Consider the following 24,713-nt stretch of genomic DNA (forward strand, 5'->3'; position numbering starts at 1 on the left):
TGTTAGGCTTTTTGAGGTGCTTCCATTTTTGTACCACAATTATCACAAGTTGTTTTTTTCTTACTGCTATAGAACTTGTCAAAAATTGCTGGCATATCAGTTTCTATGTTGTCTAATTTAAATTTCTTACGATACAGTTGCGTATTGCAGTTTTCACAGTACCATTCTAAAGCATCTTTCATTTTTTTAGAACGTGGATATTCAATTACTAACCCAACTGTATTTGCACCTCTTTGAGGCGAGTGCGGTACTTTTGGAGGTAATAAATAAATGTCTCCTTCTTTAATTTCGATATCTTTTGGAGTATCTCCATCCATAATTTTTAAAACCATATCGCCTTCAATTTGGTAGAAAAATTCAGGTGTTTCATTGTAATGGTAATCTTTACGGTTATTTGGTCCACCAACAACCATGACAATAAAATCGCCATCTTGCCATACACATTTATTACCAACAGGTGGTTTTAATAAATGTCTGTTTTCATCTATCCAAGCTTTAAAATTTAAAGGAGAAACTAATTTACTCATCGTTTTATATGTTTTTAAATTGGTTGTGTTTAAAGTTACAAAGATTTTGTGCGACCACCATCAACAGGAAGGTTAATTCCGTTAATATAAGCTGCGCGTTCACTTGCTAAAAATGTAATTGCATCGGCAGTTTCTTCTGGTTTAGCAAAGCGTTTTGCTGGTACAGCATTCATCATAGCTTGACTAGCCTCATCTACTGTAACGCCAGTTTTAGATGATTTGTTTTTAATAATCTCGCTCAAACGTTCTGTCCCAGTTGCACCTGGAAGTACATTATTAACTGTAATTCCAAAAGCACCAAGTTCATTAGCTAAGGTTTTACTCCAATTTGCAACTGCCCCTCTAATAGTGTTACTAACACCTAGACCATCTAAAGGTTGTTTTACAGAGGTTGAAATTACGTTAATAATACGACCATAATTTTCAGTTTTCATAAAAGGAACCACTGCTTGAGCTAATACATGGTTACATTTTAAATGTTGGGTAAATGCACTTTGAAATTCATCTAATCCAGCTGCAAAAACAGGACCTCCTTTTGGACCTCCTGTATTATTCACTAGCACATGAAATCCATGGTTGTTTGTAATGTAATCACTTACTTTTTTGCTTAATTCTTCAGGGTTAGAAAAATCTGCAACTATGTAATCGTGATTTCTTTGTTGTGGCAATTCAGCTAAAACTGCTTTTAGTTTATCTTCATTTCTAGCAATTAAAGTTACTGTAGTACCTTCGGCTGCTAAAGCCATTGCTGTTGCTTTTCCTATGCCTGCAGTACTACCACAGACTAAAGCGTATTTATTGTTTAATTCTAAGTTCATTTTTATTAATATTTTATACACACATTCTTAGGTTCAGTAAAAAAGCGTAAGGCTTCAAAACCACCTTCACGACCAACACCAGAATCTTTTACACCTCCAAAAGGAGTTCTTAAATCACGCATTAACCATGTATTTACCCAAACAATTCCTGCTTGTAATTCTTTAGTCATACGCATTGTACGTTTTAAGTCGTTTGTCCAAATTGTTGCTGATAAACCATAGTTTACTTTGTTTGCCATAGCTAATACTTCTTCTTCAGTTTCAAAAGGCATAATCGTAACTACTGGACCAAAAATTTCTTCTTGATTCACTCGGCATTCATCTGTAGAAACTTCAATTATGGTTGGCTCCATGTAATAACCGTTTTCGTGTCCTTCAATAGTTAATTTATGGCCTCCATAAAGAACTTTTCCACCTTCTTCTTTAGCAATTTCTACATAATTCAGTACTTTCTCAAGATGAGGTTTAGAAACTAAGGCTCCAATTTTGGTTTCTTCAGCCATTGGATGTCCTACTTTTTGGTTTTTAATAACGTTTACAAAATCGGTTTTAAATTGCTCGTATATTGATTTTTCTACGAAAATGCGACTGCCACATAAACATATTTGTCCTTGATTTCCGAAAGAAGAACGAATAGTGGTAGTAAGCATATCTTCATAATCGCAATCTGCGAAAATGATATTTGGATTTTTACCTCCAAGCTCTAACGATAACTTTTTAAACATTGGTGCAGCAACTCTAGCAATATGTGCTCCTGTTGTAGTACCTCCAGTAAATGAAATGGCTTTAATATCTGAATGCTCTACAATGGCTTGTCCTGTGGAACCGCCTAATCCATGTACAATGTTTAATACACCATTTGGTAAACCTGCTTTGGTACAAATTTCGCCTAAAAGATAAGCGGTCATTGGAGTAACTTCACTAGGTTTAGCCACTACACAATTTCCTGCTGCTATTGCAGGTGCGATTTTCCAAGAAAATAAGTAGAGTGGAAGGTTCCATGGTGAAATACAACCTACAACTCCAATGGGTTGACGTAAGGTGTAATTAACAGCATTTAGCCCAACAGATTCGTGACTCTCGCTTGCAAATTGTGTGATAGCATTTGCGAAAAATCTAAAGTTGCTAGACGCTCTTGGAATATCAACAGCCTTAGCTAGCCATAATGGCTTTCCATTGTCTTTAGATTCTGCTTCGGCAAGACGCTCTAAATTGGCTTCAATCAATTCTGAAATACGAAGCATAATTCTGCTACGTTCTTCAATTGGTGTTTGCGACCATTGCTTAAAAGCAGATTTAGCAGCTTTATATGCAGCTTCTACATCGTCTTTAGATGAGTTTGGAATTTGTCCATAGATTTCTCCATTTGAAGGGTTGTAGTTATCAATCCATTCATTACTAATTGGATTAGTGTATTGACCGTTTATGTAGTTTTGTATGTTCATTTTTATGTCTTTAAACAACTTGCTTTTTTTCTAACCAGCCCATTGGTATTTCTTTGTTGCAAAATTCAAGGTGGATTACACGTCTATCATGTTCAGATGTTGATTTGTCTGAAGCATGTAATAAAAGCGGTTGCATAAGCATGATGGCACCTTTTTCAACTTTACATAGTTCTTCTTTCAAATCACTTCTTTTAAAATTTTCGTCAATTCTAATGAACCCATTTTTATGTGATCCTTTAATTATTTTTAAAGCACCATTTGTTTCATCTGTATTATCTAGATGTAATCTGAAAGTTATAGTGTTTTCTAATACATCTTGAGGAGGGATTACACCTAATTGACCGTCTTTGTTTGTCCATTTAGTAAATCCATCAACCGAAACTTTTTTTAAAGCACTTATGCTAATGTCTTGATGATAATTTACAAACCAATTTGACATTTTTGGTTTGTTAAAATAAATAGCTTTACTTAAGAAATAACTACTGTCACAAATTGATTGGTAAAGTTTATTAAAATTATAATTATTAAAAATCACATCTTTAATCTTAGGCGTTTTGTTTATGAGTTGCCTTTTTGCGTAGCTTTTATCAGAATCACCAATTAATTCCAGTAATTGTTCGATTTCATTAGAACTAAAAATTGGTTTGGTAATTGAAAAGCCATTTTCAAATAAATTTTCTTTATGTGATTTTAAAGAATTCATTATTTTTTATAAGCAGTTACTTTTATTTCCACTACCAAATCTGGATGTGGTAATTGGTGTACAGCTACTGTTGTACGAGTTGGTCCAGTTGCTTTATCAAAAAACTCAGCATATGCTTTATTGTAGCCTGCAAAGTCATTCATGTTTACTAGAAATGATGACACATCCACCACATCTTTTAACGATGCGCCTACTTTTTGAAGATTAGCATCAATATTTTTTAAGACTTCGCGAGTTTGCGTTTCAGCACATAATTTTTTTGTACCCATTTCATCAATAATCTCTACACCAGCAATCGAGTTGTCTGGTCTTCTAGAACTTGTTCCTGAAACGAAAATGAAATCACCTACTACTTTTACATGTGGATAGGCGCCTCTTGGTGTTACTTTTTTTTCTTCCATAATATATTAATGATGCATTGTTTTAGCAACCATATCATCATCTAAGATGTCGTTAGTTTTTTCTTGTACTTTTTTTAGTAAATCGTTTAAATCGCCTTCTAAATCTATTTCATTATCAGCAATCATGTTTAAAATAGCTTTGTCTTGTGCTCGACCTTTGGTCATAGCTTCATGGTAACCAATATTTTCATTGAAAGTAACCATTGAGTATTTTGAGAAATAGTCATTTGGGAAATGTTTTTCCAAATCCATTTCTAATTTTCGTTTTTGCTTAAAAATTGGGTTTGCTACATGATCACGCATTTCGTAATAGTTCTCTTCAGCCAAATCACCAATAGCATCTGCATTAGCTTTTCTTACTTTTTCGTAAGTTTTAAAAATGATTTTCCAATCGCCTTCATGTTGATCTATAATGCCATCAAGTACAGCTACATCTTCAAAAGAAGCATTCATACCTTGACCATAAAAAGGAACCACAGCATGTGCTGCATCTCCCATTATAAGTGTATTGCCTTTGTAATGCCAAGGTGAACATTTTATAGTTCCTAAAGCACCTGTTGGGTTATTAGCAAATTCTTCCGCAATATTTGGAATTAATGCCAACGCATCTGGAAATTGCTTTTGGAAAAAGTCTTTTATTTTTTCTTCAGAATCTAAACCTTTAAAGTTATACGCACCTTCTTCGTGTCCTAAGAATAGTGTTACTGTAAAACTACCATCTAAATTGGCTAATGCGATTAGCATATATTGACCACGAGGCCAAATATGTAAATAATCTTTACTTATTAGGTGATTGCCTTCAGGTGAAGCAGGAATTTCTAATTCTTTATAACCATGTGTTAAGAAGTTTTGAGAGAAACTAAATAAGAATTTGCGTTGTAGGAAATAGCTTTTTCTCAATTCTGAACCAGCACCATCAGTTCCAAAAATAACATCTGCCGTGACTGTAAAGTCTTCATTAGTAAGGGTGTTTCTAAAGTGTGCTGTATTGGTGTCTAAATCTACATTTGTACAATCATTATTAAAATGAATAGTGAGGTTATCAAACTTATCGGCTTCTGTTAAAAGCATGCCATTTAAATCACCTCTAGAGATAGAATTGATGTATTCGCCATCACGTCCAGAATAATTTGAAGCAAATGTATTACCTTCAATGTCATGTATTAAACGACCAATCATAGGAATACAAATATCTCTAGCTTTATCTTCAACGCCTGCTAAACGCAATGCTTTAAAACCTCTATCTGATAAAGCAAGATTGATTGATTTTCCTGCCGAAATATCGGTAACACGTAAATCTGGTCTACTTTCGTAAACATTTACTGTGTAACCACGTTGTGCTAAACGTAAGGCTAAAAGTGAACCGCATAATCCTGCGCCAATTATTAGTATATTGTCTTTTTTAGTACTCATCTAAAATGTCTTTTAATTTTTCAACCATTCTGTATACATCTTCAAATGTATTGTACATAGGAACAGGTGCACAACGAATTACATCTGGCTCTCTCCAGTCTGTAATAATGTGTGCATCAGTTAATTTTTGATGTAAACTTTTATCTGCATCTTTTACTTGAATAGATAACTGACAACCACGTTCTTTTGGATTGGTTGGTGTAATGATTCTTATTTTATCGTTATTTAACTGATTTAATAGAAATTCAAAATAACCAGTTAATTCTTCTGATTTTTCACATAAAGCATCCATTCCTACTTCATTAAACATATCTAAAGATGCTTTAATTGCTGCCATAGATAAAATAGGAGGATTACTTAATTGCCATCCTTCTGCTCCAGGCATTACATCAAGTGGTTGACGCATATTAAATCGTGTAGATTTATTGTGTGACCACCATCCAGCAAAACGTTTTAAATCTTTATTATGTGCGTGTTTTTCATGTACAAATAAACCTCCCAAACTTCCTGGTCCTGAGTTTAAGTATTTGTATGTACACCAAGCTGCAAAGTCAACTCCAGAAGCATGAAGTTCTGGTTTTATATTTCCTGCACCATGTGCTAAATCGATACCAACCATACAATTTTTAGCATGACCTAGTTCTGCAATTCGTTTTAAATCTAAGTATTGTCCTGTGTAATAATTAACACCTCCAATTAAAAGTAAAGCGATTTCATCACCTTGCTCTTCTAAAATAGTTTCAAGGTCTTCTATGTTTAGAAGTTCTTCACCAACTCTAGGTTTCCATTCTATAAGTCCTTCGTTGGCATCAAAACCATGAAACTCTAATTGTGTTTGAACAGCATATCTATCAGATGGAAAGGCATCACTTTCTATAACAATTTTATATTTTGTTTTTGTTGGTTGGTAAAACGATACCATTAGTAAATGCAGGTTCGTTGTAAGTGTATTCATTACAACTACTTCCAAGGGTTTTGCTCCAACAATTTTAGCCATAGATTCGGTTAGGAATTCATGGTATGGCATCCAAGGGTTTTTAGCTTCAAAATGTCCTTCTACACCAAAATTTGCCCAATCATCCAACTCTTGTTGAATGTATTGTTGTGTTGCTTTTGGTTGTAATCCTAAAGAGTTACCAGTAAAATATAACCAGTCGTTACCATTTGCGTCTTTAGGTATGTGGAACTGTTTTCTGTAATTTGATAATGGATCTTGTTGATCTTTTTGTTGTGCGTAATCTAGTGTTGCTTTGTGCATTTTTAACCTTAAAAAACTGAAAAAATATTAAATTGTTTCATTATGTGAAACGCTGTTTCAAATTTAAGTATTATTTTTGAAACATCATATAGAAATTATACTATATGATTCTTAAAAATGAAATATGACCGAAGTTACTAAAGATTTAAATATGTCTGTTGTGAAAGCATTTTCAATTTTGGAAGTTTTTACAAGCGAGCAAAAAAAATGGGGCGTTAGTGAACTAGCCAAACGAATAGGTTATAATAAAACAACCACTTTTAGATTATTACGTACTCTGGAATACTTGGGTGCTGTACAAAAGGATAAAGACGATAAGTATATTTTAGGGCTTAAATTATTTGAATTAGGAAATGAGGTTTCTATTTATAAATCTTTGAGGTATATGTCTAGTTTACCATTAGAGAATATTGCAAAAGAAATTACAGAGACTATACATTTTGGTGTTTTGGAAAATCAAAAAGTACTTTATTTAAACAAGGCTGAAAGTCCTTTAGGCTTAAAGGTTAGTACGCAAATAGGCTCGTATCAAGATGCATATTGTTCGGCTTTAGGGAAAGTGTTATTGGCTTATATGAGTGAAGCAGAGTTGCAAGTGTATTTTAAAACTATAGAATTAGTTCCGCGAACTACCTTTACTAAGGTAGATGAGGAAGCCTTGAGAAATGAGTTGAAAAAAATTAAAGCACAACGTTACGCTTTAGATATGGAAGAATTGGAATTAGGTCTTATATGTATAGCGATTCCAGTGTTTAATCCGCAAGGTGAAGTAATTGCTGCCATAAGTGCTTCTGGACCTTCAAGTAGGTTTAAACAAGAGAAGGTTAACGATTATTTAGATATACTTTTTAGAGGTTCAAAACAATTAGAGTCTCAATTGATAGATTTTAATTAATCTTCAAATTCAATATTAATATCTCTAAGTAGTAAATTCCATTGGCCACCTTTTTGTTTATGTGATTGTGCAATTTTTATACTTCCAAAATCTTTATAGTCTTCAAAAGTATTTGTAAGTGAAGGTTCGGGATCATTTACTTTTCTATAATTCCATTCTCGGATAATAAAATCATCACTGTAAAATATATCATAAGCATCACCAGGTGTGTAGCCGCCAAGGTTAGGATAAACGATAGTTATTCTATTGAGTTTATCTCCTTTAATTGGTGATTTTTCTAAAACTGGAGTTGAAATAATAGCTTTTGAATCCCATACTAATTGAAATGGAATTAATGCCCAAAATTTATCATTTATAAATGCTTTGTCATACTTTATGGATGTTGAGTCTAATTTGTTTCTATTAAAATTAATGGTGTCTTCTTTATAAATTAATTGTATATCATCAGTTTTAGGTTTCCAGATCCAAGCGCGACCGCTATTAGGTGTTTTAATATCTCCGCCAAAAGTAAAAGCAAATGAGGTTACATTATCCCAGTTTTCAAAACCATGAGCGTGTGCAATTTTAAGAGCAATACTATTTTTAGTTGTGTTTTCTTTCTGACAAGAATTAAGAATTAAGAATGTTAAAAAGAAGAATAACAGATTTTTCATAGCCTATTTTTTTTTCAAAAATAGTAAACCTTTAGGTAAATTGAGAAAGATGTTTTTATATTGAAGAAAAATTAGGACTAATGAGTAATCAAAAGTATTTTGAAACAAACAAAGCTACCTGGAATGAAAAAGTGAAAGTGCATGCAAGAAGTGAGATGTATGACTTGGAAGCTTTTAAAGGAGGTAAAACATCTTTAATGACTTATGAGTTAGACGCTTTAGGTGATGTTAAGGATAAATCTTTGTTGCACTTACAATGCCATTTCGGACAAGATACATTAAGCTGGAGTAGGTTAGGGGCTAAATGTACAGGAGTAGATTTAAGTGATGAAGGAGTTAAAATGGCTAGACAGCTTAATGATGAATTAAAGTTAGATGCAGAGTTTATTTGTTGTAATGTCTTAGATACATCTAATTATGTAAAGAAACAATTTGACATAGTTTTTACAAGCTATGGTGTGATTGGTTGGTTGCCAGATTTAAAACCTTGGGGAAAGATGATAGCTGAACGTTTGCAAGCAGGAGGGACGTTTTATATGGCGGAATTTCATCCAATAGTTTGGATGTTTGATTATTTACAAAATCCACCGGTTTTAAAATATGGTTACATGCAAGAAGATGTGATTTATGAAGAGTATGATGGTACTTATGCAGATGAGTCTTCAAGTATGAAAAGTAAGGAATATGGTTGGAATCACGGAATTGGAGAAGTGGTGTCAGCACTTACTGAAGCTGGTTTACATATTGAGTACTTAACAGAACATGATGAAAGTCCTTATAACGTGTTACCAGATTTGGAGTTGACCAAATCTGGTATGTATGCTACAAGGGATAAATTGTATCCTTTGATTTTTACTTTAAAAGCGACTAAAAAAGTTTAGTGTGTGCTTTTAAGTAGATGCGGAAATTTATTCTGAAATTTACGTAGTCTTGGGATTGATATACGTCTAATATATGGATGATTTGGATGTAAACGTTCGTAGTTTTGATGATAGTCTTCACCTAACCAAAATTTTTGAAAGGGATATACTTCGGCAGCAACACTAATATTTTCTTGAGTTTCTAACGCTTTTATTTTTTCTAAAATAATTTGTTTTTGAGCGTCATTTTGAAAAAAGATTATGGAGCGATATTGTGAACCATTATCTGGTCCTTGACCATTTACTTGTTCAATATTTTGTGAGCCAAAATAGACATCGACTAAAGATTTAAAGCTCACAATTTTTGGATCGTAAATTACCTCTACAGCTTCGGCATGACCAGTTCTTCCTGTATTACTAAGTTCATAAGTTGGGTTATTAGTGTAACCGCCAGAATAGCCATTGTAAACTTCTGTAACACCTTTTACACTTTCGTAAATAGCTTCTACACACCAAAAACAACCACTAGCAAAATAAGCTTTGGCTAAGCCATTATCTAAAGGTACTTCAATAGGACTTGCATTAATAACTGCTTGTTGTTTAGTATTTACTTGTGCTTGATTTTGGCAGCTAAATAAAAAGGCTATTAAAGTTAAGAATGTGAATGTTTGTATGCGCTTCATAATTATTTTTTGTTTTCTATTATGTCGTATAAAATTTAAAAACTTAACTGAGTATAATTATTTTAAATAAAAAAGCCTTTACAAATTGTAAAGGCTTTGAATATTATTGAGTTGCTAATTAAAGTTTAGCAAACATTTTTTCCATTTTTTCTTTTTGCTCTGCAGCTAAAGCAGAATCAACAAGGATACGACCACTATGTTCATCAGTAATGATTTTTTTACGTGAAGCAATTTCAGCTTGAACTTGTGGTGGAATTGTAAAGAAAGAACCTCCTGATGCACCTCTTTCAATTGGTACAACAGCTAATCCGTTTTTTACATTTTGACGAATTCTATTGTAAGCAATAACTAAACGCTCTTCAATAGTTTTCTTGTAGTCTTCAGATTTAGCTAAAAGCGCTTCTTCTTCTTTTTCAGTTTCAGCTAAGATATCATTTAATTCACCTTTTTTGTGCTTTAAGTGATCTTCACGCTCTTTTAAACGTCCTTTAGTTTCAGAAATAACTTCATTTTTTTGCTCTATTTGAGCTTTGAATTCTTTAATGTGCTTTTCAGCTAATTGAATTTCTAAATCTTGGAATTCAACTTCTTTAGTTAAAGAATTATATTCTCTGTTATTTCTAACATTTTTTTGTTGCTCTGTATATTTTTTAATTAAAGCTTTTGCTTCTTCAATTAAATTCTTTTTTGATTTAATTTGCTCGTCAAGGTCAACTAAACTATCATCAAGTTTTTGTAATCTAGTTTTTAAACCTTCAACTTCGTCTTCTAAATCACGTACTTCTAAAGGAAGCTCTCCTCTTACATTTCTAATTTCGTCTACACGAGAATCAATTAATTGTAAATCGTATAGCGCTCTTAATCGTTCTTCTACAGTAACTTCTTTCTTTTTAGCCATGCTTATAAATACTTTACAGGATTGGTGTTTGTCTTTGATAAAATGATTGCAAAATTAGGAATTTTTTTTGTAAGATAAGCTACTAAAAGATTTTTTGTGTATTGTTCGCTTTCATAATGCCCAATATCTGCCAGTAAAATGGAGTTTTCTGCAGTAAAAAAATCGTGATATTTCATGTCTGCAGTTATAAATACGTCTGCACCAGCAGCTTTGGCTGCGCCAATTGCAAAACTTCCTGAGCCTCCTAACACAGCAACTTTTTTTACTTTTTTATTTAATAATTGAGAATGTCTAATACATTCTGTATTCATATTAATTTTTAATTGCTTTAAAAAGTCTATTTCATCCATTGGAGTTTCTAATTTTCCAATCATTCCCATACCAATATGCTGGTTTTTGTTTTCTATAGTAATAACCTCATAAGCAACTTCTTCGTAAGAGTGTGTTTCAAATAATGTTTTTAGAATTTTAGATTCTAAATGTTTAGCAAAGGTTACTGTAATTTTTGTTTCTTCTTCAGTATGTGTAACGCCTCTTTCTCCAATAGTTGGATTAGAGTTTTCGTTGCCTTTGTAGGTGCCAATACCTTCTGTGTTAAAACTACAGTTGTCATAGTTTCCAATATTACCAGCACCTGCACTAAATAATACATCTCTTAGCTCTTGAGCTTCGTTTTTAGGAGCATATGTAGTTAATTTTTTTATAGTTTCGGCTTGTGGTATTAATATTTTACGATTTACAAGGTTTAATTTTTCGCAAATCATATCATTAACACCATGAAGTGAATTATCTAAAGCTGTATGTATTGCAAATATGGCTATATCATGTTTAATTGCTTTCATTACCACACGCTCAACATAGGTTTTTCCTGTAAGTTTTTTTAAGCCTTTAAAAACTATTGGATGAAAACTTACAATCATATTGCAATTTTCTTCTATAGCTTCGTCTAGAACAGTTTCTAAAGTATCTAGAGTTACTAATACACCAGTAACGTTTGCTTTTTTATTTCCTACAAGTAAACCAACATTATCAAAACCTTCAGCATAAGCTAGAGGTGATAGAGCTTCTAAATGATTTATGACATCCTGTACAATCATATTAATTTTGTTTAACATCAAATATAAATAATTAGCTTTAGTGATTGCATTTATTGTTTTAATTATTGATTAAAAAGTTTAGTCATTTAAATTATCATTATCTTCGATTTTTAAAATTAGTAACCTGTTTTATATAGCAATCTTGAAATTATTAAGAATCTTATTATTTCCTGTAGTACCTTTTTATTTTTTAGTGACATGGCTAAGAAATAAATTATTTGATTGGGATGTTTATGAATCAAAGTCGTATGATTTTCCTGTGATTTGTGTAGGTAATTTAAGTGTTGGAGGTACTGGAAAATCACCAATGATTGAATATTTGATTCGGTTATTAAAAGATGATTATAGGTTGGCGACGTTAAGTAGAGGCTATAAACGAACATCTAAAGGGTTTCAAATAGCTGATGAAAATACTACAGTAGAATTGCTAGGAGACGAGCCATTTCAATTTCATCAAAAGTTTAAAGACATTATTGTAAGTGTAGATGCAAATAGGCAAGAGGGAATTTCAAATTTAATGCAGTTAAGAACTGCTCCAGAAGTTGTATTGTTGGATGATGCTTACCAACATAGGAAAGTGAAAGCAGGGTTTTATATTATGCTTACTACCTATGATAATTTGTTTACAAATGATATTGTTTTGCCTACTGGAAATTTACGTGAACCAAGAGCTGGAGCAAAAAGAGCAAATGTTATTATTGTTACTAAATGTCCTGAGACTTTAGAGGAAGTAGAACATGAACGTATTATATCTAAGATAAAACCGCTTAATAATCAGAAGGTGTTTTTTAGTAAAATAGATTATTCAAATACTATTTTATCAGAAGGTAAATCATTAGAGTTGTTAAGCTTGAAAGAAAAACCATTTACACTTGTTACAGGAATAGCAAACCCAAAGCCTTTACTTGATTATTTGAGGCAGTTAAATTTAAAATTTGAGCACCTTAATTTTAAGGATCATCATGCTTTTAGTGATAGCGAAATAGAAATGCTTAAATCTAAATCGTTGATATTAACTACTGAAAAGGATTATACAAGGTTGGAACATCATTTAAATGATAACCTGTATTACTTGCCTATTGAATCTAAAATAGAAAATTCAGAGGAGTTTGATAGTTTGCTTTTGGAATATGTGAAAACTGCTATTAAACAGAAGTAGAAGAGGTGCTTTTAGTTAAGGCAGAGTATAACTTCTTCTCGAAATCTTCCTGTTTAAATGGTTTAGAGATGATATCGTCAAAACCAGCTTCGTCAAATTCGTGCATTTTATCTTCTAAAGTTACGGCAGTTAAAGCAAAAATGGTTTGTTCTTTATCAAAGCTTCTAATTCGTTTAGTTGCTTCTAGACCACTAATTCCTGGCATGTGAATATCCATTAATACTATTTCGTAGTTGTTTTCTTTAACCATTTCAACAGCATCTTCACCATTATCAATTAAATCACAAGCTAAATTCATTTTAGTTAGGATTTTCTTGGTAATCATTTGGTTAATTTTATTGTCTTCTACAACTAATACTTTAACATTGCTTAAGTCTAACTCACTAATATCTTTAGCGTAATTCTTTTTCTTTACTTCTTTTACTTCTTCAGCTTCTTGTAAAGGAATTTCAATAAAGAAAGAGGTACCTTGTCCTAGTTCGCTTTTTAAGTAAATCTTACCTTTTAAAATATCTACTAGTCCTTTTACAATAGAAAGACCTAAACCAGTACCTCCGTATTTTCGGTTAATTTGAACTGAGCCTTGAGAAAAACTTTCAAACATGTTATCTTGTTTTTCCTTAGTGATTCCGATACCATTATCTTCAACTTCAAGTCTAACAGAATAGTTTTTATTCTTCTTATCGAGTTTGGTTACTCTTACCCAAATGTCACCATCTTTAGTAAACTTAATAGAGTTACCAATTAAGTTGATTAGTATTTGCGATATTTTTAACTGGTCTCCATTAAAAGTTTCTGGAAGGTTTTTGTCGTATTCAAAATGAATAGTAATATTATTATCTAATGCTGAATTGTTAAGAGCAGCAATAACGTTTTCTACTTTGTTTTTAAAGTTGAAAATTTCAGGATCTAATTCAACTTTGTTTGCTTCAATCTTATTTATTTGTAAGATGTCATTAATAAAGGTTAGAAGGTAATCTCCAGAAAATTTTAACGACTTTAAGTGCTGCATTTGTTCTGGTTTTGGATTTTCTTCTAAAAGCATATTTGTTAATCCTGTAACAGCATAAAGAGGTGTTCTTAACTCGTGCGTTACTGTTGATAAGAAATTTGCTTTTGTTTTAGCTGCAATTTCTGCTCTTTCTTTTTCTGTTAACAGCTCCTCATTTTTACGATATAACATATTGTTGGTTTTTAACCTAATGTTATTGTTTTTATAAAGAGATAAGGTAAGAAGTGATAATATGGTAATTAAAGCCACACTTAAAATAGTGGTTAATCTACTTAAGTTAGAATCTTCATTTTTTTGATTTAATTCTTCCTCTTGATGTTTAATCACTGCATCTTTATCTTCAATAATAGATTTTGCTTTTTTGTCAAGTGAAAGGTGAACATTATTGAACTCTATAATAGAATCCTTAGCTTTAATAAATAGTTTTAAGTTATCATTAGCTAGTTTGTAATTTCCTTTTTTAGAGTAAATAGTGCTCTGTAACTCATAACTTGCACTCAATATTTCTAATGTATTAGCTTCTTGAGCTAATTTTGTGCCTTCTATTGCAAGTGAAAGCGCTTTGTCTAAGTTGTTTTCTTCTAAGGCTATATATGCGCTTTTTAATAAGGCTTTACTTTCAAGTTTTGTTAACTCATTTTTTTTTGAAAGAATAATAGTCTTTTCTAATAATGATTTTGCTTCAGAGAAGTTTTTTAAACCAATATTTACTTCGGCTTGACTTAATGTTACTTCGGCAATTAAATCGTTAAGCTCTTCTTCTTCAAATATATTCCTAGCAGATTTAAAATAATCTAAAGCATTAGAGTAGTCTTTTTGATATAGATAAACAAGTCCTTTGGTATATCTTGAGATTGAAAGGTTGACTTTATCATCTATCTCACTTTGAACATTTATAGCCTTTGTAATGTTAGAGTTAGCATTGTTAACATCTCCAATATTATATTGATGACTCGCTATTTTAGATAGTATTATTCCTTGTTGTTTTTTGTTCTGTATTGATTCTGCTGTAAGTAGCGCTTTCTTTAAAGCATCAATAGCATCATAATAGTTGCCTTTTTTAGCTTCTGATTCGGCATTTTCTATATGTACAGTTATCTTATTTTCCTCCAAAGTTACATCACCTTCAATGGAGTTTTGAGGGAATGTTCGTGAAGCAATTAAGACCAAAAAAACAAATATGTAATATTTGATTCGGGACATTTTAAAGTCAATTTTCATCGGTAAATATAACAATTTAATCGATAAAATGCACTTTTTTTTGATTTTTATGTATTTCGTAGATGTTTTTTAGCTATGATAATTTGTGAATTAAATCAATAATTCTACTTGAATAACCTGTTTCATTATCATACCATCCAATAATTTTTACCATGTTCCCAATTACTGATGTCATTTGAGCATCGAAAATACAAGAATGAGAGTTTCCTACAATATCTATAGATACAATAGGATCTTCAGTATATTCTAAAATATGTTTATATTTTGTTTCCGAGGCTATTTTAAAAGCATTATTGATTTCTTTAACAGTCACATTTCTTTTTACGTTAAATGTAATGTCTGTAAGAGAGCCATTAGCAACAGGAACTCTTATACCACAACCACCAATGGTTGAAGAAAGTTCTGGAAAAATTTTTGTTAATGCTTTAGCTGCTCCTGTAGTAGTTGGTACTATGGATTGTCCAGCAGCACGAGCACGTCTTAAATCTCTATGAGGTTGATCGTGCAAACTTTGATCTGTGGTATACGAATGTACTGTAGTAATATAAGCCTGATCAATGCCGCAAAGTGAATTAATAATCTCCATCATTGGAGCTGCGTTATTTGTTGTACAAGATGCGTTAGAAATTATAGTTTCTGAACCATCTAATATGTGTTCGTTAACACCTAAAACAATTGTTTTTATTGAGTCTTCTAATGGCGGAACACTTAAAATTACTTTTGAAGCTCCATTTTGAATATGGTAGTCTAAATCGGTAGTTGTTTTAAACTTTCCAGAACACTCAATAACAATATCTACATTGTAAGGTTTCCAGTTTATATTCTTTGGATGGTCTATATTTATTAGAGGAACCTTTATATCATCTATAATAATATTTGATTCATTATAAGATACATTATTATTTAAAACACCGTGAATACTGTCGTATTTTAATAAATGGCTAAGCGTTTTGCTATCTGCTAAATCATTTATAGCAACTACTTGAATCTTGTTGTGTTCTTGTAGTAATCTAAAAACACGTCTTCCTATTCTACCAAAACCGTTTATGGCAACATTTACCATATTAAAGAATATGTTTTTGAGCGCGATAAGAAGATCTTACTAAAGCACTACTTTCTACATGACGGAAACCTAAACTTTTTCCTATTTCTTCGTACTCTTTAAATTGGTCAGGAGTAATGAATTGTTGAACAGGTAAATGCTTTTTACTTGGTTGTAAGTATTGACCAATGGTTACAACATCTACATTTACTTCTTTTAAATCATGTAATGTTTCAATTACTTCTTCTCGAGTTTCACCAAGACCTAACATGATTCCAGTTTTTGTTCTTCGCTGCCCTTGATCTTTTAAGTATTTTAAAACACCTAAACTTCTGTCATATTTAGCTTGAATTCTAACTTCTCTTGTTAAACGTCTTACAGTTTCCATATTGTGAGATACAACTTCTGGAGCGACCTCAATAATTCTATCAATGTGTTGTTCTATACCTTGAAAATCAGGTATTAGTGTTTCCAGCGTTGTTTCAGGGTTCATTCTACGAACAGCTTTTACTGTTTCTGCCCACATTATACTTCCCATATCTTTAAGGTCGTCTCTATCAACACTAGTAAGTACAGCATGCTTAATTTTCATTAATTTAATTGAGCGTGCTACTTTTTCTGGTTCATCCCAATCAACCGATTCTGGTCTACCTGTTTTAACACCGCAAAAACCACAAGAGCGTGTACAGATATTACCTAAAATCATAAATGTTGCAGTTCCTTCTCCCCAACATTCACCCATATTTGGACAACTTCCAGAAGTACAAATAGTGTTTAATTTATATTTATCTACTAAACCACGTAGTTCAGTATATTTTTTTCCTGTAGGTAGTTTTACGCGTAACCATTTTGGTTTTGGTTTACGTTCAACAACTGCATTTTGTGTGGGCTTTATTTCCATCTAATAAATTTCAGTTAGCAAAGATAAGAAGTATTCTCTTAAAAAAGTTATAAAGTGGTTAGATACCAAATACTAAAACCAATTAAAAAAATAATCCCTAGCCAACTCAATACATGCATGCTTTTTGAAGGCCTCCAGTTTTTTGGTGTATGTTTGCTGCTAATTAATGCGTAATTAGCAATGGCATAGAAAGGAGCTGTAAGAAAAGATAATATTGTTGCTATCTTAATAAGTGTTCCCATTTCAGATAAAAATAAAAAGTAAATACTAATAGTTCCAACTACAAGTATAATTAACCAGGTTAAATAGCCCTTGTTTAAATTTTTGCCAAATAATAAGTTGGTGGTTTTGTGCATAGCTCTAGGTGAAGCATCTAATGTGGTTAGTGTTGTGCTAAACATAGCTGTAAATGCAGCAACTCCTATTATTAAATATGCCCAATTACCAAGACTGGTTGTGTACATATCTATAAGTTGAATAGAGAATTTACCAGCTGATGAACTAAAGGTTTCATTGCTATTAAACATAATTAGAGTACCCAATAACACAAAGCCAATACCTAAGATAATAGTACTGAAATAGCCTATATTAAAGTCGAATAAAGCTGATTTTGGGTTAAACTCATTTAGATCTTTTTTCTTTTCAATAGCCCAAAGTGAATGCCAAATAGAAATATCTAATGGTGCTGGCATCCAACCCATGAAAGCAATTAAAAAAGCTATTTCAATGCTGTTTTGTGGTAATACTTGAGTAAAAGAAATACCATGAGTATTATTTGTAAATGCCATTATAACAGCTGCTAAAGTGCTAATAGTTAAAATGACGATTATTATTTTCATAAGGTTATCTAATAACTTGTACTTACCAATTAGTAATAAAACAGTACAAATAGAGAGTATAATAATGGTCCATACTTCAATGCTAACAAAGTCTCCAAAAAGTGATGTTGCTAAGCCAGCAGTTACTATAGTTACTGCAGTTTGAATGGTAAACATTGTGGCAAATGTGATGATGTAGTATAAAACTAATACACCTTTTCCAAGTTTTTTATAACCATCTAATAAACTTTCACCTGTAGCTGTCGCATATCGAGGTCCAAATTGAAAAAAAGGATATTTAAATAAATGGATAATAAGTAATGCCCAAATTAATCCTAATCCAAAATCGGCTCCAGCTCTAGTTGATTGTACAAGATGAGAAACACCTATTGCTGCTCCAGCAAATAATAAACCAGGACCAAGCTTTTTTAGGCTTATTTTCATTTTCTATTTAATATAATCTCAGCTAGTAGTTTCTTAGCCCTAAGTAATTTAACTTTTATATTATTCATTGGTTCTCCAACTTCTTTAGAAATTTCATCATAAGTAAGTTCACGGAAATACCTTAAATTAATAACTTCTTGATAATGCGGTTTTAATTTTTTTATGTCCTTTAAGAGTTTAGCTAAATTTTGCTCAGTAATAATTTTATCTTCAGGGGAAGGAGATTCGTCAATAATACCATAAACACGTTCTTCATGTTCTTCAGTTGTTTCATGAGAAATGGACGTTTTCTTTTTTCTTAAAAAGTCAACATGAATATTTTTAGCAATGGTTATTAGCCAAGTTTTAAACTTGTACTTTTCTTTATAAGAATCTATTTTATCAAAAGCTCTTGAGAATGTTTGAATAGTGATATCTTCGGCATCATTTTCATTTTCTGTACGCTTTAATAAAAAGCCATAAACATCATTCCAGAAATTGTCTAACAAAAAATTGAAAGCAATTTGGTTGTTTTCTTTTGCTTTTTTAATGGCTTCTTTTATCTCCAATGATGTGTTTTAGAAGTGAGATTTGAGATAAATATAAAGAATTGTGAGACAATTAAAAATAATTCTAGAAATGGTAGTGTATATATAAGTTTTGTATCATCAAGTTTTTTTGCAGACAAACCAAAGCTAATATATTGTAATACAAACCTAAAGGCGATAAGACTAACAACTATTTCCCATCTAAAAAGTAAGACTAAAAGAATAATAGAAGTAATCCAAAACAGTAATTGTGATATGTAAAATAAGCCTAATACTGTTTTATGAATAGGTTTATAATGATTTGCTGTAGATATGTGTCTTCTTTTTTGGTTGAACCAATTCTTAAAGTTTGTTTCGGGAATTGACTCAGTAAAGCTGTCTTTTGAAAAGCATAAAGCTGTATTGCTTTTATTGGCGACTTGGTTTACAAATAGGTCATCATCTCCAGAGCGAATTTGCATATGACTCATAAAACCATTAGCGTTAAAAAATTCTTCTCTTCTATACGCTAGGTTTCTGCCAACAGCCATATAAGGCATGCCAATTTTAGTATATGAAAAATATTGAATTGCAGTGAAAATAGTTTCAAATCTAATCAATGCATTTAACAGGTTAAACTTTTTCTTTTTATATGCTCCATATCCTATAACTACTGTTTTTTCATTGTTGAATTGACTGCTCATTTCTTTAATCCATTGATTAGAAACTGGTTTGCAGTCGGCATCAGTAAATAATAAAAAATTATGGGATGCTGCTTTAATTCCTAAAGTAAGCGCGTATTTTTTATTTCCCCAAAAAGCTTCATTGTTTTCTACATCAACAATTTTTATGTTATTATGCTGTTCTTCGAATGTTTTCATAACATCCAAAGTGTCGTCACTTGAAGCATCATTAATCAATACAACTTCAAATTTCTCGTAATCTTGATTGATTATTGATGGCAGAAATTTTTTAAGATTTTCAGCTTCATTTTTAGCGCATACTATAACTGAAATTGAGATGTTTTTAGAAGAAGTAGACTTGCTTTTAGCAAAAGCAAATTGCATAAATATCAATCCATAATAAATAGACTGAATTATAATAATAATAACAAAAGAATAGAATAATATATCCAGCACTAGACTATGTTACTTAAGAATGTTGAGGTTCATTACAGTCACTAAATTGGTCTGGAGTTTTTCCACAAAAACCACAAGCTTCACCTTCTTTATTAAGTACAGGATTTTGACTTGCACATGTACCAGCAAATTTACCATCTTTTTTTGCCCAAATTTTAATGGCAATTCCTGCTATAGCTAAACCTAATAGTGCTAAAGTTATGAGTAGTAATTTCATTTAAAAAATCTTTTTGCAAAGATACGTGTTTTGTAATATTTAATAAGACTGTTTTTTCTAAAATTAGACTTGAATCTTTATTGTTAAATAGCTAGTGACTTTATAAGTATTTGAGTGTCATATAAATAATTATTCATATTTTGTAGTAACTAACTGATAAAAATTTAAAACATGAAAAAATTATTCGCAGAGTTTTTTGGAACATTTTGGCTAGTATTTGGAGGTTGTGGAAGTGCAATTTTTGCTGCTGGTTATCCAGATTTAGGAATTGGTTTTGTAGGAGTGTCTTTGGCATTTGGTTTGACAGTTTTAACCATGGCTTATGCTGTTGGACATATTTCTGGAGGACATTTTAATCCTGCAGTATCCTTAGGTCTTTGGGCTGGAGGAAAGTTTGAAGGTAAATCATTACCTGGATATATAATAGCACAATTAGTTGGTGCTATGGTAGCAGCTGGTGCCTTATATCTAATAGTGACTGGAAAAACTGATTTTGTAAGTATTGGTGGATTTGCTGCTAATGGTTATGATTCATTATCTCCAGATGGTTACTCTATGACTTCTGCTTTAGTAGCTGAATTTTTATTAACAGCATTTTTCTTGTTAATTATTTTAGGCAGTACAAATGATAGAGCTCCAAAAGGATTTGCTCCAATAGCTATTGGTTTAGGGTTAACACTTATTCATTTAATTAGTATTCCTATTACAAATACTTCTGTAAATCCAGCTAGATCAACAAGTCAGGCATTATTTGCTGGAGGAGATTATACAGGACAATTATGGTTGTTTTGGGTAGCGCCAATTGCAGGTGCAATTGTTGCTGGATTTATACATAAAGCATTATTTGATAAAGAATAAATACATCTTTTTAAAATAAAAAAGGCTCGCAATGTGCGAGCCTTTTGGTTTATATATAATTGTTTTAATCTTGATTTTCTAGTTTAATCTGAGCAACTTCACTATCAGAAGAACCATCTTTAGATTCGATAGTGATACTTAAACTAAGCGCATCTTCAATATAAGGAACAGATTTTAACTCATTGTTAGTTTCGTCTATAACTCCTAAGTCAACCATTTGATTATTTACATGAGCCCACATTTTGTAGTATTGCTCATCAGATAGTTTTGGTAGAGAAATTACATCGATTAACGAAGACTTATCAACTGGATTAATATAAGCTACAGTTTTTAAATCTTTTGCTCTTTCGTTACCTCTTAAAACATATTTTTGAGTTTCAGGATTGTTAAGTTTTTGAAGTTGTTTCATTACTTCATCTAACTTGTTATTATTGTCTTCAATATCATCTCTTAAATCAAAAATTTCATCAGCTATGGTGTTGTTTTCATCTACTAGCGATTTATTTTGATTGTAAAAAGTGAAAGAAGTTCCAGCAAAAACTAATGCAGCTATACAGGCAGCAATAGTTAACCAGCGAGGTACTCTAGGTTTTTGTTGTAACTGAATTACTGGCTTTTCTTCAATGGCATCCATTACAGAACTTAAAATATAGCTAGGAGCTTTTTTAGCGTTAGCTCTAGCATTAATTTCTAATTGTGATTGAAGAATTTCGTATTCCATTTCAATCTCTGGATACTTAGAAATATACCTTTCTACAGTTTGAGTTTCTGTAATTGTTGTGTCTCCAATTAAGTACTTGTCTAATAATCCAGATTCTAAAAAATCTTGTATTTCTTTATTCATGACTGTACATTTTATGGGTTATATATTTTTTTAAGTTCACGTAACCCAATTTTTAATCTAGATTTTACAGTGCCTAACGGAATATCTAGTTCTTCACTAGCTTCTTGTTGTGTCATACCTTCAAAATAAAGTGCATTTAACACAATTTGGTACTTTGTCTCTAGGGTTTCAACATGCTTTTTCAAATCAATTGTATCTTGATTTAATCCGAATGTTGGTAATTTATATACGTTAGAATTATCGATTTGGATTTCTTTTTCGAATTTTTTCTTATGACTCCTTAGTTTATCAATAGCTGTGTTGCGAGCAATTCTATAGAGCCAAGTAAAGAGTTTTGCTTTACTAGAATCGTATTTTTGAGCATTTTTCCAAACTTTGATTAATGTTTCTTGCAAAACATCTTCAGATAAAGCTTCATTATTTAAAACTTTATTAATGACGCCAAATAAAGAGCTAGAGTAATTCTCATAAATAAGAGGAATTGCCCTTTGATCGCCTTTTTTTAATAAATTGGTAATATGAAGTTCTAGTTTAGAAATCAATTTTTCAATTTTAGTTATTTGACTAATTAACGAATTATTTTTTTAAATAATATTTACTTCTGCTTCTAAATTTATGCCAAAAAGTTTTTGAATGGTATTTTGAATGAGCTTAGAGAGGTTTAAAATATCATTTCCATTAGCACCTCCATAGTTAACCAAAACTAAAGCTTGATTTTTGTGTACACCATAATTGTTAAAGGTTTTTCCTTTAAATCCTGCCTTTTCAATTAGCCAACCTGCTGGAACTTTTACAAGTTTTTCTGACGCCGGATAACTTGGAATTTCTGGAAAGTTCTCTTTTAGTTTATTAAAATGTTCAGTTTTTATAACTGGATTTTTAAAAAAACTACCACTGTTACCAATTAGTTTTGGGTCAGGAAGCTTACTAGATCTAATATTAATAACAGCTTTTGAAATATCTTGAATAGTAGGCTTACTAACTTTTAAGGATTCTAATTCGTTAGTGATTGCTCCATAATTTGTTTTTAAGTTATGATTAGTCGTTGACAACTTAAAAGTAACGCTTGTAATAATGTATTGTCCTTTTAAATCTTGTTTAAAAACTGAATTCCTATAACCGAAATTGCAATCTTCTTTAGTAAAGGTGCGTGTTGTTAAGTTATCTATATGAATGGTTTCACAGGAAACAAAACTATCTTTAAGCTCAACACCATATGCTCCAATGTTTTGAATAGGAGCAGTACCTACGTTACCAGGAATAAGTGACATGTTTTCTAAGCCACCAAAGTTGTTTTGTAAACACCAAAGCACAAAATCGTGCCAGTTTTCGCCGGCTGAGGCTTTTATAGTAACCTGATTATCCTCTTTAGAAAGAATTTCGATGCCTTTTAAGTTAACATGAATAACTAAGGCGTTAATATCTTTAGTTAGAAGCATATTACTTCCACCTCCAAGAATAAACTTATTAGGATATTCTTTACTTGACAAAACGTTTCTTAAATCATCTATGTTTTCAGTCGATATGAAATGAGATGCTTTTACATCTATTCCAAATGTGTTATAAGGTTTTAAAGAAACGTCTTTTAGAATGGTCATTAAGCGTTATATTGTTTTAAAGCTTCTTTTAAAATATTTACTGATGTAATTAAGTCTTCTTTTTTAAGTACGTAAGCAATCCTAACTTGGTTTTTTCCTAATCCTTCAGTAGAATAAAATCCTGCTGCAGGTGCAATCATAATAGTTTCATTATTTAAGTGAAACTTTTCTAATAACCATTGTGCAAAATCATCAGCATTTTCAACAGGTAATTCAGCTATGCAGTAAAATGCACCTTTTGGTTTTGCGACTGTTACACCTTCAATTTTTTGAAGTTCATCAATAAGTACATTTCTTCTTTCTACATATTCGTTTATAACTTCTGTAAAGTAGCTTTCTGGTGTGTCTAATGCAGCTTCACATGCAATTTGAGCATAAGTAGGAGGCGATAAACGTGCTTGAGCAAACTTTAATGCTGTTTGGATTACATCCTCATTTTTAGTTACAATACAACCAATTCTTGCACCACACATGCTGTATCTTTTAGAAACAGAATCTATCATAATAGCATGATCTTCTAAACCAGCTTCTTGCATGATTGAATAATGCTCTGTGCCATCGTAAGCAAATTCTCTATATACTTCATCAGCAATTAAAAATAAATCATGTTTCTTAACAATTTCTGCTAACTGTTTGATTTCCTCTTTACTGTATAAATAACCAGTTGGGTTTCCTGGGTTACAAATAAGAATTGCTTTTGTTTTAGGAGTAATCAATTTTTCAAATTCCTCAATTGGAGGTAATGCAAAATTGTTTTCAATTTTTGAAACTACAGGAACAACTTTTACGCTTTGTGCAATTGAAAAACCATTGTAATTAGCATAGAAAGGTTCTGGGATGATAATTTCATCTTCAGCATCCATAATACTACCAAAGGTGAATAATAATGCTTCACTACCTCCAGTAGTTACAATAATGTCCTTAGCATCAACATTAATTTTATGGTCAGAATAATATTTTGCTAGCTTAACTCTATATTCTTCAGATCCTTCAGATCTACTATAAGCAACTACTTCTAATGTGTTGTTTTTTACAGCGTCTAAAGCAATTTTTGGAGTTTTAATATCTGGTTGTCCAATATTTAAATGAAAAACTTTTGTACCTCTTTTTTTTGCGTCTTCAGCAAATGGTACCAATTTTCTAATTGGAGATTGTGGCATTGATTTTCCTTTACTTGATACTAATGGCATAATTGATATGATTAATTACTAAAGAGTGCAAATTTATCTTAAAGTTTTTTTAAAATAAAGGGCTTTAAAGATTATTTAGGGAAAACATTTGTAAATTGTAGATAGACGTCATT

The 24,713-nt window shown here is 31.5% G+C and carries 26 protein-coding genes; 4 read left to right on the top strand and 22 right to left on the bottom strand.

All coding sequences use genetic code 11. From position 1 onward, the window contains the following. Nucleotides 1–2: 2 nt before the first annotated feature. The 7 genes from ACLII3_RS10830 to kynU are packed head-to-tail and all read right to left on the bottom strand — an operon-like array spanning nucleotide 3 to nucleotide 6,565. The gene (locus ACLII3_RS10830; RefSeq protein WP_412984250.1) at nucleotides 3–527 is read right to left on the bottom strand and encodes a 3-hydroxyanthranilate 3,4-dioxygenase; all 525 of its coding nucleotides are present in this window, start codon (nucleotides 525–527) and stop codon (nucleotides 3–5) included. Nucleotides 528–562: 35 nt separating this feature from the next. Continuing rightward, nucleotides 563–1,345 (bottom strand): SDR family oxidoreductase, encoded by a 783-nt coding sequence (locus tag ACLII3_RS10835; RefSeq protein ID WP_412984251.1) that lies wholly within the window; start codon nucleotides 1,343–1,345, stop codon nucleotides 563–565. 5 nt (nucleotides 1,346–1,350) lie between these two features. Next, nucleotides 1,351–2,790, bottom strand: coding sequence for an aldehyde dehydrogenase (locus tag ACLII3_RS10840; protein WP_412984252.1), 1,440 nt, complete (start codon nucleotides 2,788–2,790; stop codon nucleotides 1,351–1,353). 10 nt (nucleotides 2,791–2,800) lie between these two features. Further along, on the bottom strand, nucleotides 2,801–3,493 hold the full coding sequence (locus ACLII3_RS10845; protein WP_412984253.1) for a phytanoyl-CoA dioxygenase family protein: 693 nt from the start codon (nucleotides 3,491–3,493) through the stop codon (nucleotides 2,801–2,803). Next, entirely contained in the window at nucleotides 3,493–3,894 is a 402-nt protein-coding gene (locus ACLII3_RS10850) for a RidA family protein (protein WP_412984254.1), read from the bottom strand. Before ACLII3_RS10850 ends, ACLII3_RS10845 begins: the two co-directional genes overlap by 1 nt. Before the next feature lie 6 nt (nucleotides 3,895–3,900). Next, the gene (locus tag ACLII3_RS10855; RefSeq protein WP_412984255.1) at nucleotides 3,901–5,307 is read right to left on the bottom strand and encodes an FAD-dependent oxidoreductase; all 1,407 of its coding nucleotides are present in this window, start codon (nucleotides 5,305–5,307) and stop codon (nucleotides 3,901–3,903) included. Then, nucleotides 5,297–6,565, bottom strand: coding sequence for a kynureninase (kynU, locus tag ACLII3_RS10860; RefSeq protein ID WP_412984256.1), 1,269 nt, complete (start codon nucleotides 6,563–6,565; stop codon nucleotides 5,297–5,299). Before kynU ends, ACLII3_RS10855 begins: the two co-directional genes overlap by 11 nt. A 124-nt stretch (nucleotides 6,566–6,689) precedes the next feature. Here kynU and ACLII3_RS10865 point away from each other — a divergent pair, with 124 nt between their 5' ends. Further along, the gene (locus tag ACLII3_RS10865; protein ID WP_412984257.1) at nucleotides 6,690–7,460 is read left to right on the top strand and encodes an IclR family transcriptional regulator; all 771 of its coding nucleotides are present in this window, start codon (nucleotides 6,690–6,692) and stop codon (nucleotides 7,458–7,460) included. Here ACLII3_RS10865 and ACLII3_RS10870 read toward each other — a convergent pair. Then, complete coding sequence (locus ACLII3_RS10870; RefSeq protein ID WP_412984258.1) at nucleotides 7,457–8,113, bottom strand: hypothetical protein; 657 nt, start codon at nucleotides 8,111–8,113, stop codon at nucleotides 7,457–7,459. The two genes, ACLII3_RS10865 and ACLII3_RS10870, sit on opposite strands and share 4 nt — an antisense overlap. Before the next feature lie 80 nt (nucleotides 8,114–8,193). Between ACLII3_RS10870 and ACLII3_RS10875 the strand changes: the two genes are divergently transcribed. Further along, nucleotides 8,194–8,994 carry a class I SAM-dependent methyltransferase gene (locus tag ACLII3_RS10875; RefSeq protein WP_412984259.1) on the top strand — a complete coding sequence of 267 codons (801 nt, stop codon included), beginning with the start codon at nucleotides 8,194–8,196 and terminating at the stop codon, nucleotides 8,992–8,994. Here the strand turns inward: ACLII3_RS10875 and msrA are convergent. From msrA to ACLII3_RS10890, 3 genes are all read right to left on the bottom strand, one after another. Next, nucleotides 8,991–9,656, bottom strand: coding sequence for a peptide-methionine (S)-S-oxide reductase MsrA (gene msrA / locus ACLII3_RS10880; protein WP_412984260.1), 666 nt, complete (start codon nucleotides 9,654–9,656; stop codon nucleotides 8,991–8,993). The two genes, ACLII3_RS10875 and msrA, sit on opposite strands and share 4 nt — an antisense overlap. Before the next feature lie 118 nt (nucleotides 9,657–9,774). Next, nucleotides 9,775–10,554: a zinc ribbon domain-containing protein gene (locus ACLII3_RS10885; protein WP_412984261.1), complete on the bottom strand. Its 780-nt coding sequence runs from the start codon at nucleotides 10,552–10,554 to the stop codon at nucleotides 9,775–9,777. Nucleotides 10,555–10,556: 2 nt separating this feature from the next. Continuing rightward, a complete protein-coding gene (locus tag ACLII3_RS10890; protein WP_412984262.1) occupies nucleotides 10,557–11,651 on the bottom strand; it encodes a Nif3-like dinuclear metal center hexameric protein in 1,095 nt (364 codons plus the stop codon). Between the two features lie 142 nt (nucleotides 11,652–11,793). On the opposite strand from ACLII3_RS10890, the gene lpxK reads away from it, so the two are divergent. Further along, nucleotides 11,794–12,810: a tetraacyldisaccharide 4'-kinase gene (gene lpxK, locus ACLII3_RS10895; protein ID WP_412984263.1), complete on the top strand. Its 1,017-nt coding sequence runs from the start codon at nucleotides 11,794–11,796 to the stop codon at nucleotides 12,808–12,810. On the opposite strand, the gene ACLII3_RS10900 is transcribed toward lpxK, so the two are convergent. The 7 genes from ACLII3_RS10900 to ACLII3_RS10930 form a co-directional block, all read right to left on the bottom strand. Further along, entirely contained in the window at nucleotides 12,797–15,025 is a 2,229-nt protein-coding gene (locus tag ACLII3_RS10900) for an ATP-binding protein (protein WP_412984264.1), read from the bottom strand. The two genes, lpxK and ACLII3_RS10900, sit on opposite strands and share 14 nt — an antisense overlap. 91 nt (nucleotides 15,026–15,116) lie before the next feature. After that, a complete protein-coding gene (gene gap / locus ACLII3_RS10905; protein ID WP_412984265.1) occupies nucleotides 15,117–16,106 on the bottom strand; it encodes a type I glyceraldehyde-3-phosphate dehydrogenase in 990 nt (329 codons plus the stop codon). Nucleotide 16,107: 1 nt separating this feature from the next. Then, entirely contained in the window at nucleotides 16,108–16,986 is an 879-nt protein-coding gene (gene lipA, locus ACLII3_RS10910) for a lipoyl synthase (protein ID WP_412984266.1), read from the bottom strand. 47 nt (nucleotides 16,987–17,033) lie between these two features. Further along, complete coding sequence (locus ACLII3_RS10915) at nucleotides 17,034–18,248, bottom strand: Nramp family divalent metal transporter (RefSeq protein ID WP_412984267.1); 1,215 nt, start codon at nucleotides 18,246–18,248, stop codon at nucleotides 17,034–17,036. Beyond that, nucleotides 18,245–18,796, bottom strand: a complete 552-nt coding sequence (locus ACLII3_RS10920; protein WP_412984268.1) for an RNA polymerase sigma factor — start codon at nucleotides 18,794–18,796, stop codon at nucleotides 18,245–18,247. Before ACLII3_RS10920 ends, ACLII3_RS10915 begins: the two co-directional genes overlap by 4 nt. Next, complete coding sequence (locus tag ACLII3_RS10925) at nucleotides 18,787–19,821, bottom strand: glycosyltransferase (RefSeq protein ID WP_412984269.1); 1,035 nt, start codon at nucleotides 19,819–19,821, stop codon at nucleotides 18,787–18,789. Before ACLII3_RS10925 ends, ACLII3_RS10920 begins: the two co-directional genes overlap by 10 nt. 85 nt (nucleotides 19,822–19,906) lie before the next feature. Beyond that, nucleotides 19,907–20,110: a membrane or secreted protein gene (locus tag ACLII3_RS10930; RefSeq protein WP_412984270.1), complete on the bottom strand. Its 204-nt coding sequence runs from the start codon at nucleotides 20,108–20,110 to the stop codon at nucleotides 19,907–19,909. Between the two features lie 171 nt (nucleotides 20,111–20,281). On the opposite strand from ACLII3_RS10930, the gene aqpZ reads away from it, so the two are divergent. Next, entirely contained in the window at nucleotides 20,282–20,968 is a 687-nt protein-coding gene (gene aqpZ / locus ACLII3_RS10935; RefSeq protein ID WP_412984271.1) for an aquaporin Z, read from the top strand. A 64-nt stretch (nucleotides 20,969–21,032) separates the two neighbouring features. Here aqpZ and ACLII3_RS10940 read toward each other — a convergent pair whose 3' ends face one another. From ACLII3_RS10940 to ACLII3_RS10955, 4 genes are read right to left on the bottom strand one after another with little or no spacing between them, the layout of a single operon-like run. Further along, nucleotides 21,033–21,812 carry an anti-sigma factor domain-containing protein gene (locus tag ACLII3_RS10940; protein WP_412984272.1) on the bottom strand — a complete coding sequence of 260 codons (780 nt, stop codon included), beginning with the start codon at nucleotides 21,810–21,812 and terminating at the stop codon, nucleotides 21,033–21,035. Between the two features lie 11 nt (nucleotides 21,813–21,823). Continuing rightward, the gene (locus ACLII3_RS10945; protein ID WP_412984273.1) at nucleotides 21,824–22,354 is read right to left on the bottom strand and encodes an RNA polymerase sigma factor; all 531 of its coding nucleotides are present in this window, start codon (nucleotides 22,352–22,354) and stop codon (nucleotides 21,824–21,826) included. A 42-nt stretch (nucleotides 22,355–22,396) separates the two neighbouring features. After that, nucleotides 22,397–23,410, bottom strand: a complete 1,014-nt coding sequence (murB, locus tag ACLII3_RS10950) for a UDP-N-acetylmuramate dehydrogenase (RefSeq protein WP_412984274.1) — start codon at nucleotides 23,408–23,410, stop codon at nucleotides 22,397–22,399. Then, nucleotides 23,410–24,600: a pyridoxal phosphate-dependent aminotransferase gene (locus ACLII3_RS10955; protein ID WP_412984275.1), complete on the bottom strand. Its 1,191-nt coding sequence runs from the start codon at nucleotides 24,598–24,600 to the stop codon at nucleotides 23,410–23,412. The genes murB and ACLII3_RS10955 overlap by 1 nt, the downstream gene beginning before the upstream one ends. Between the last annotated feature and the right edge of the window lie 113 nt (nucleotides 24,601–24,713).

Origin of the sequence: Pontimicrobium sp. IMCC45349 (genome assembly GCF_047219225.1) — a bacterium.
Lineage (GTDB): Bacteria > Bacteroidota > Bacteroidia > Flavobacteriales > Flavobacteriaceae > IMCC45349.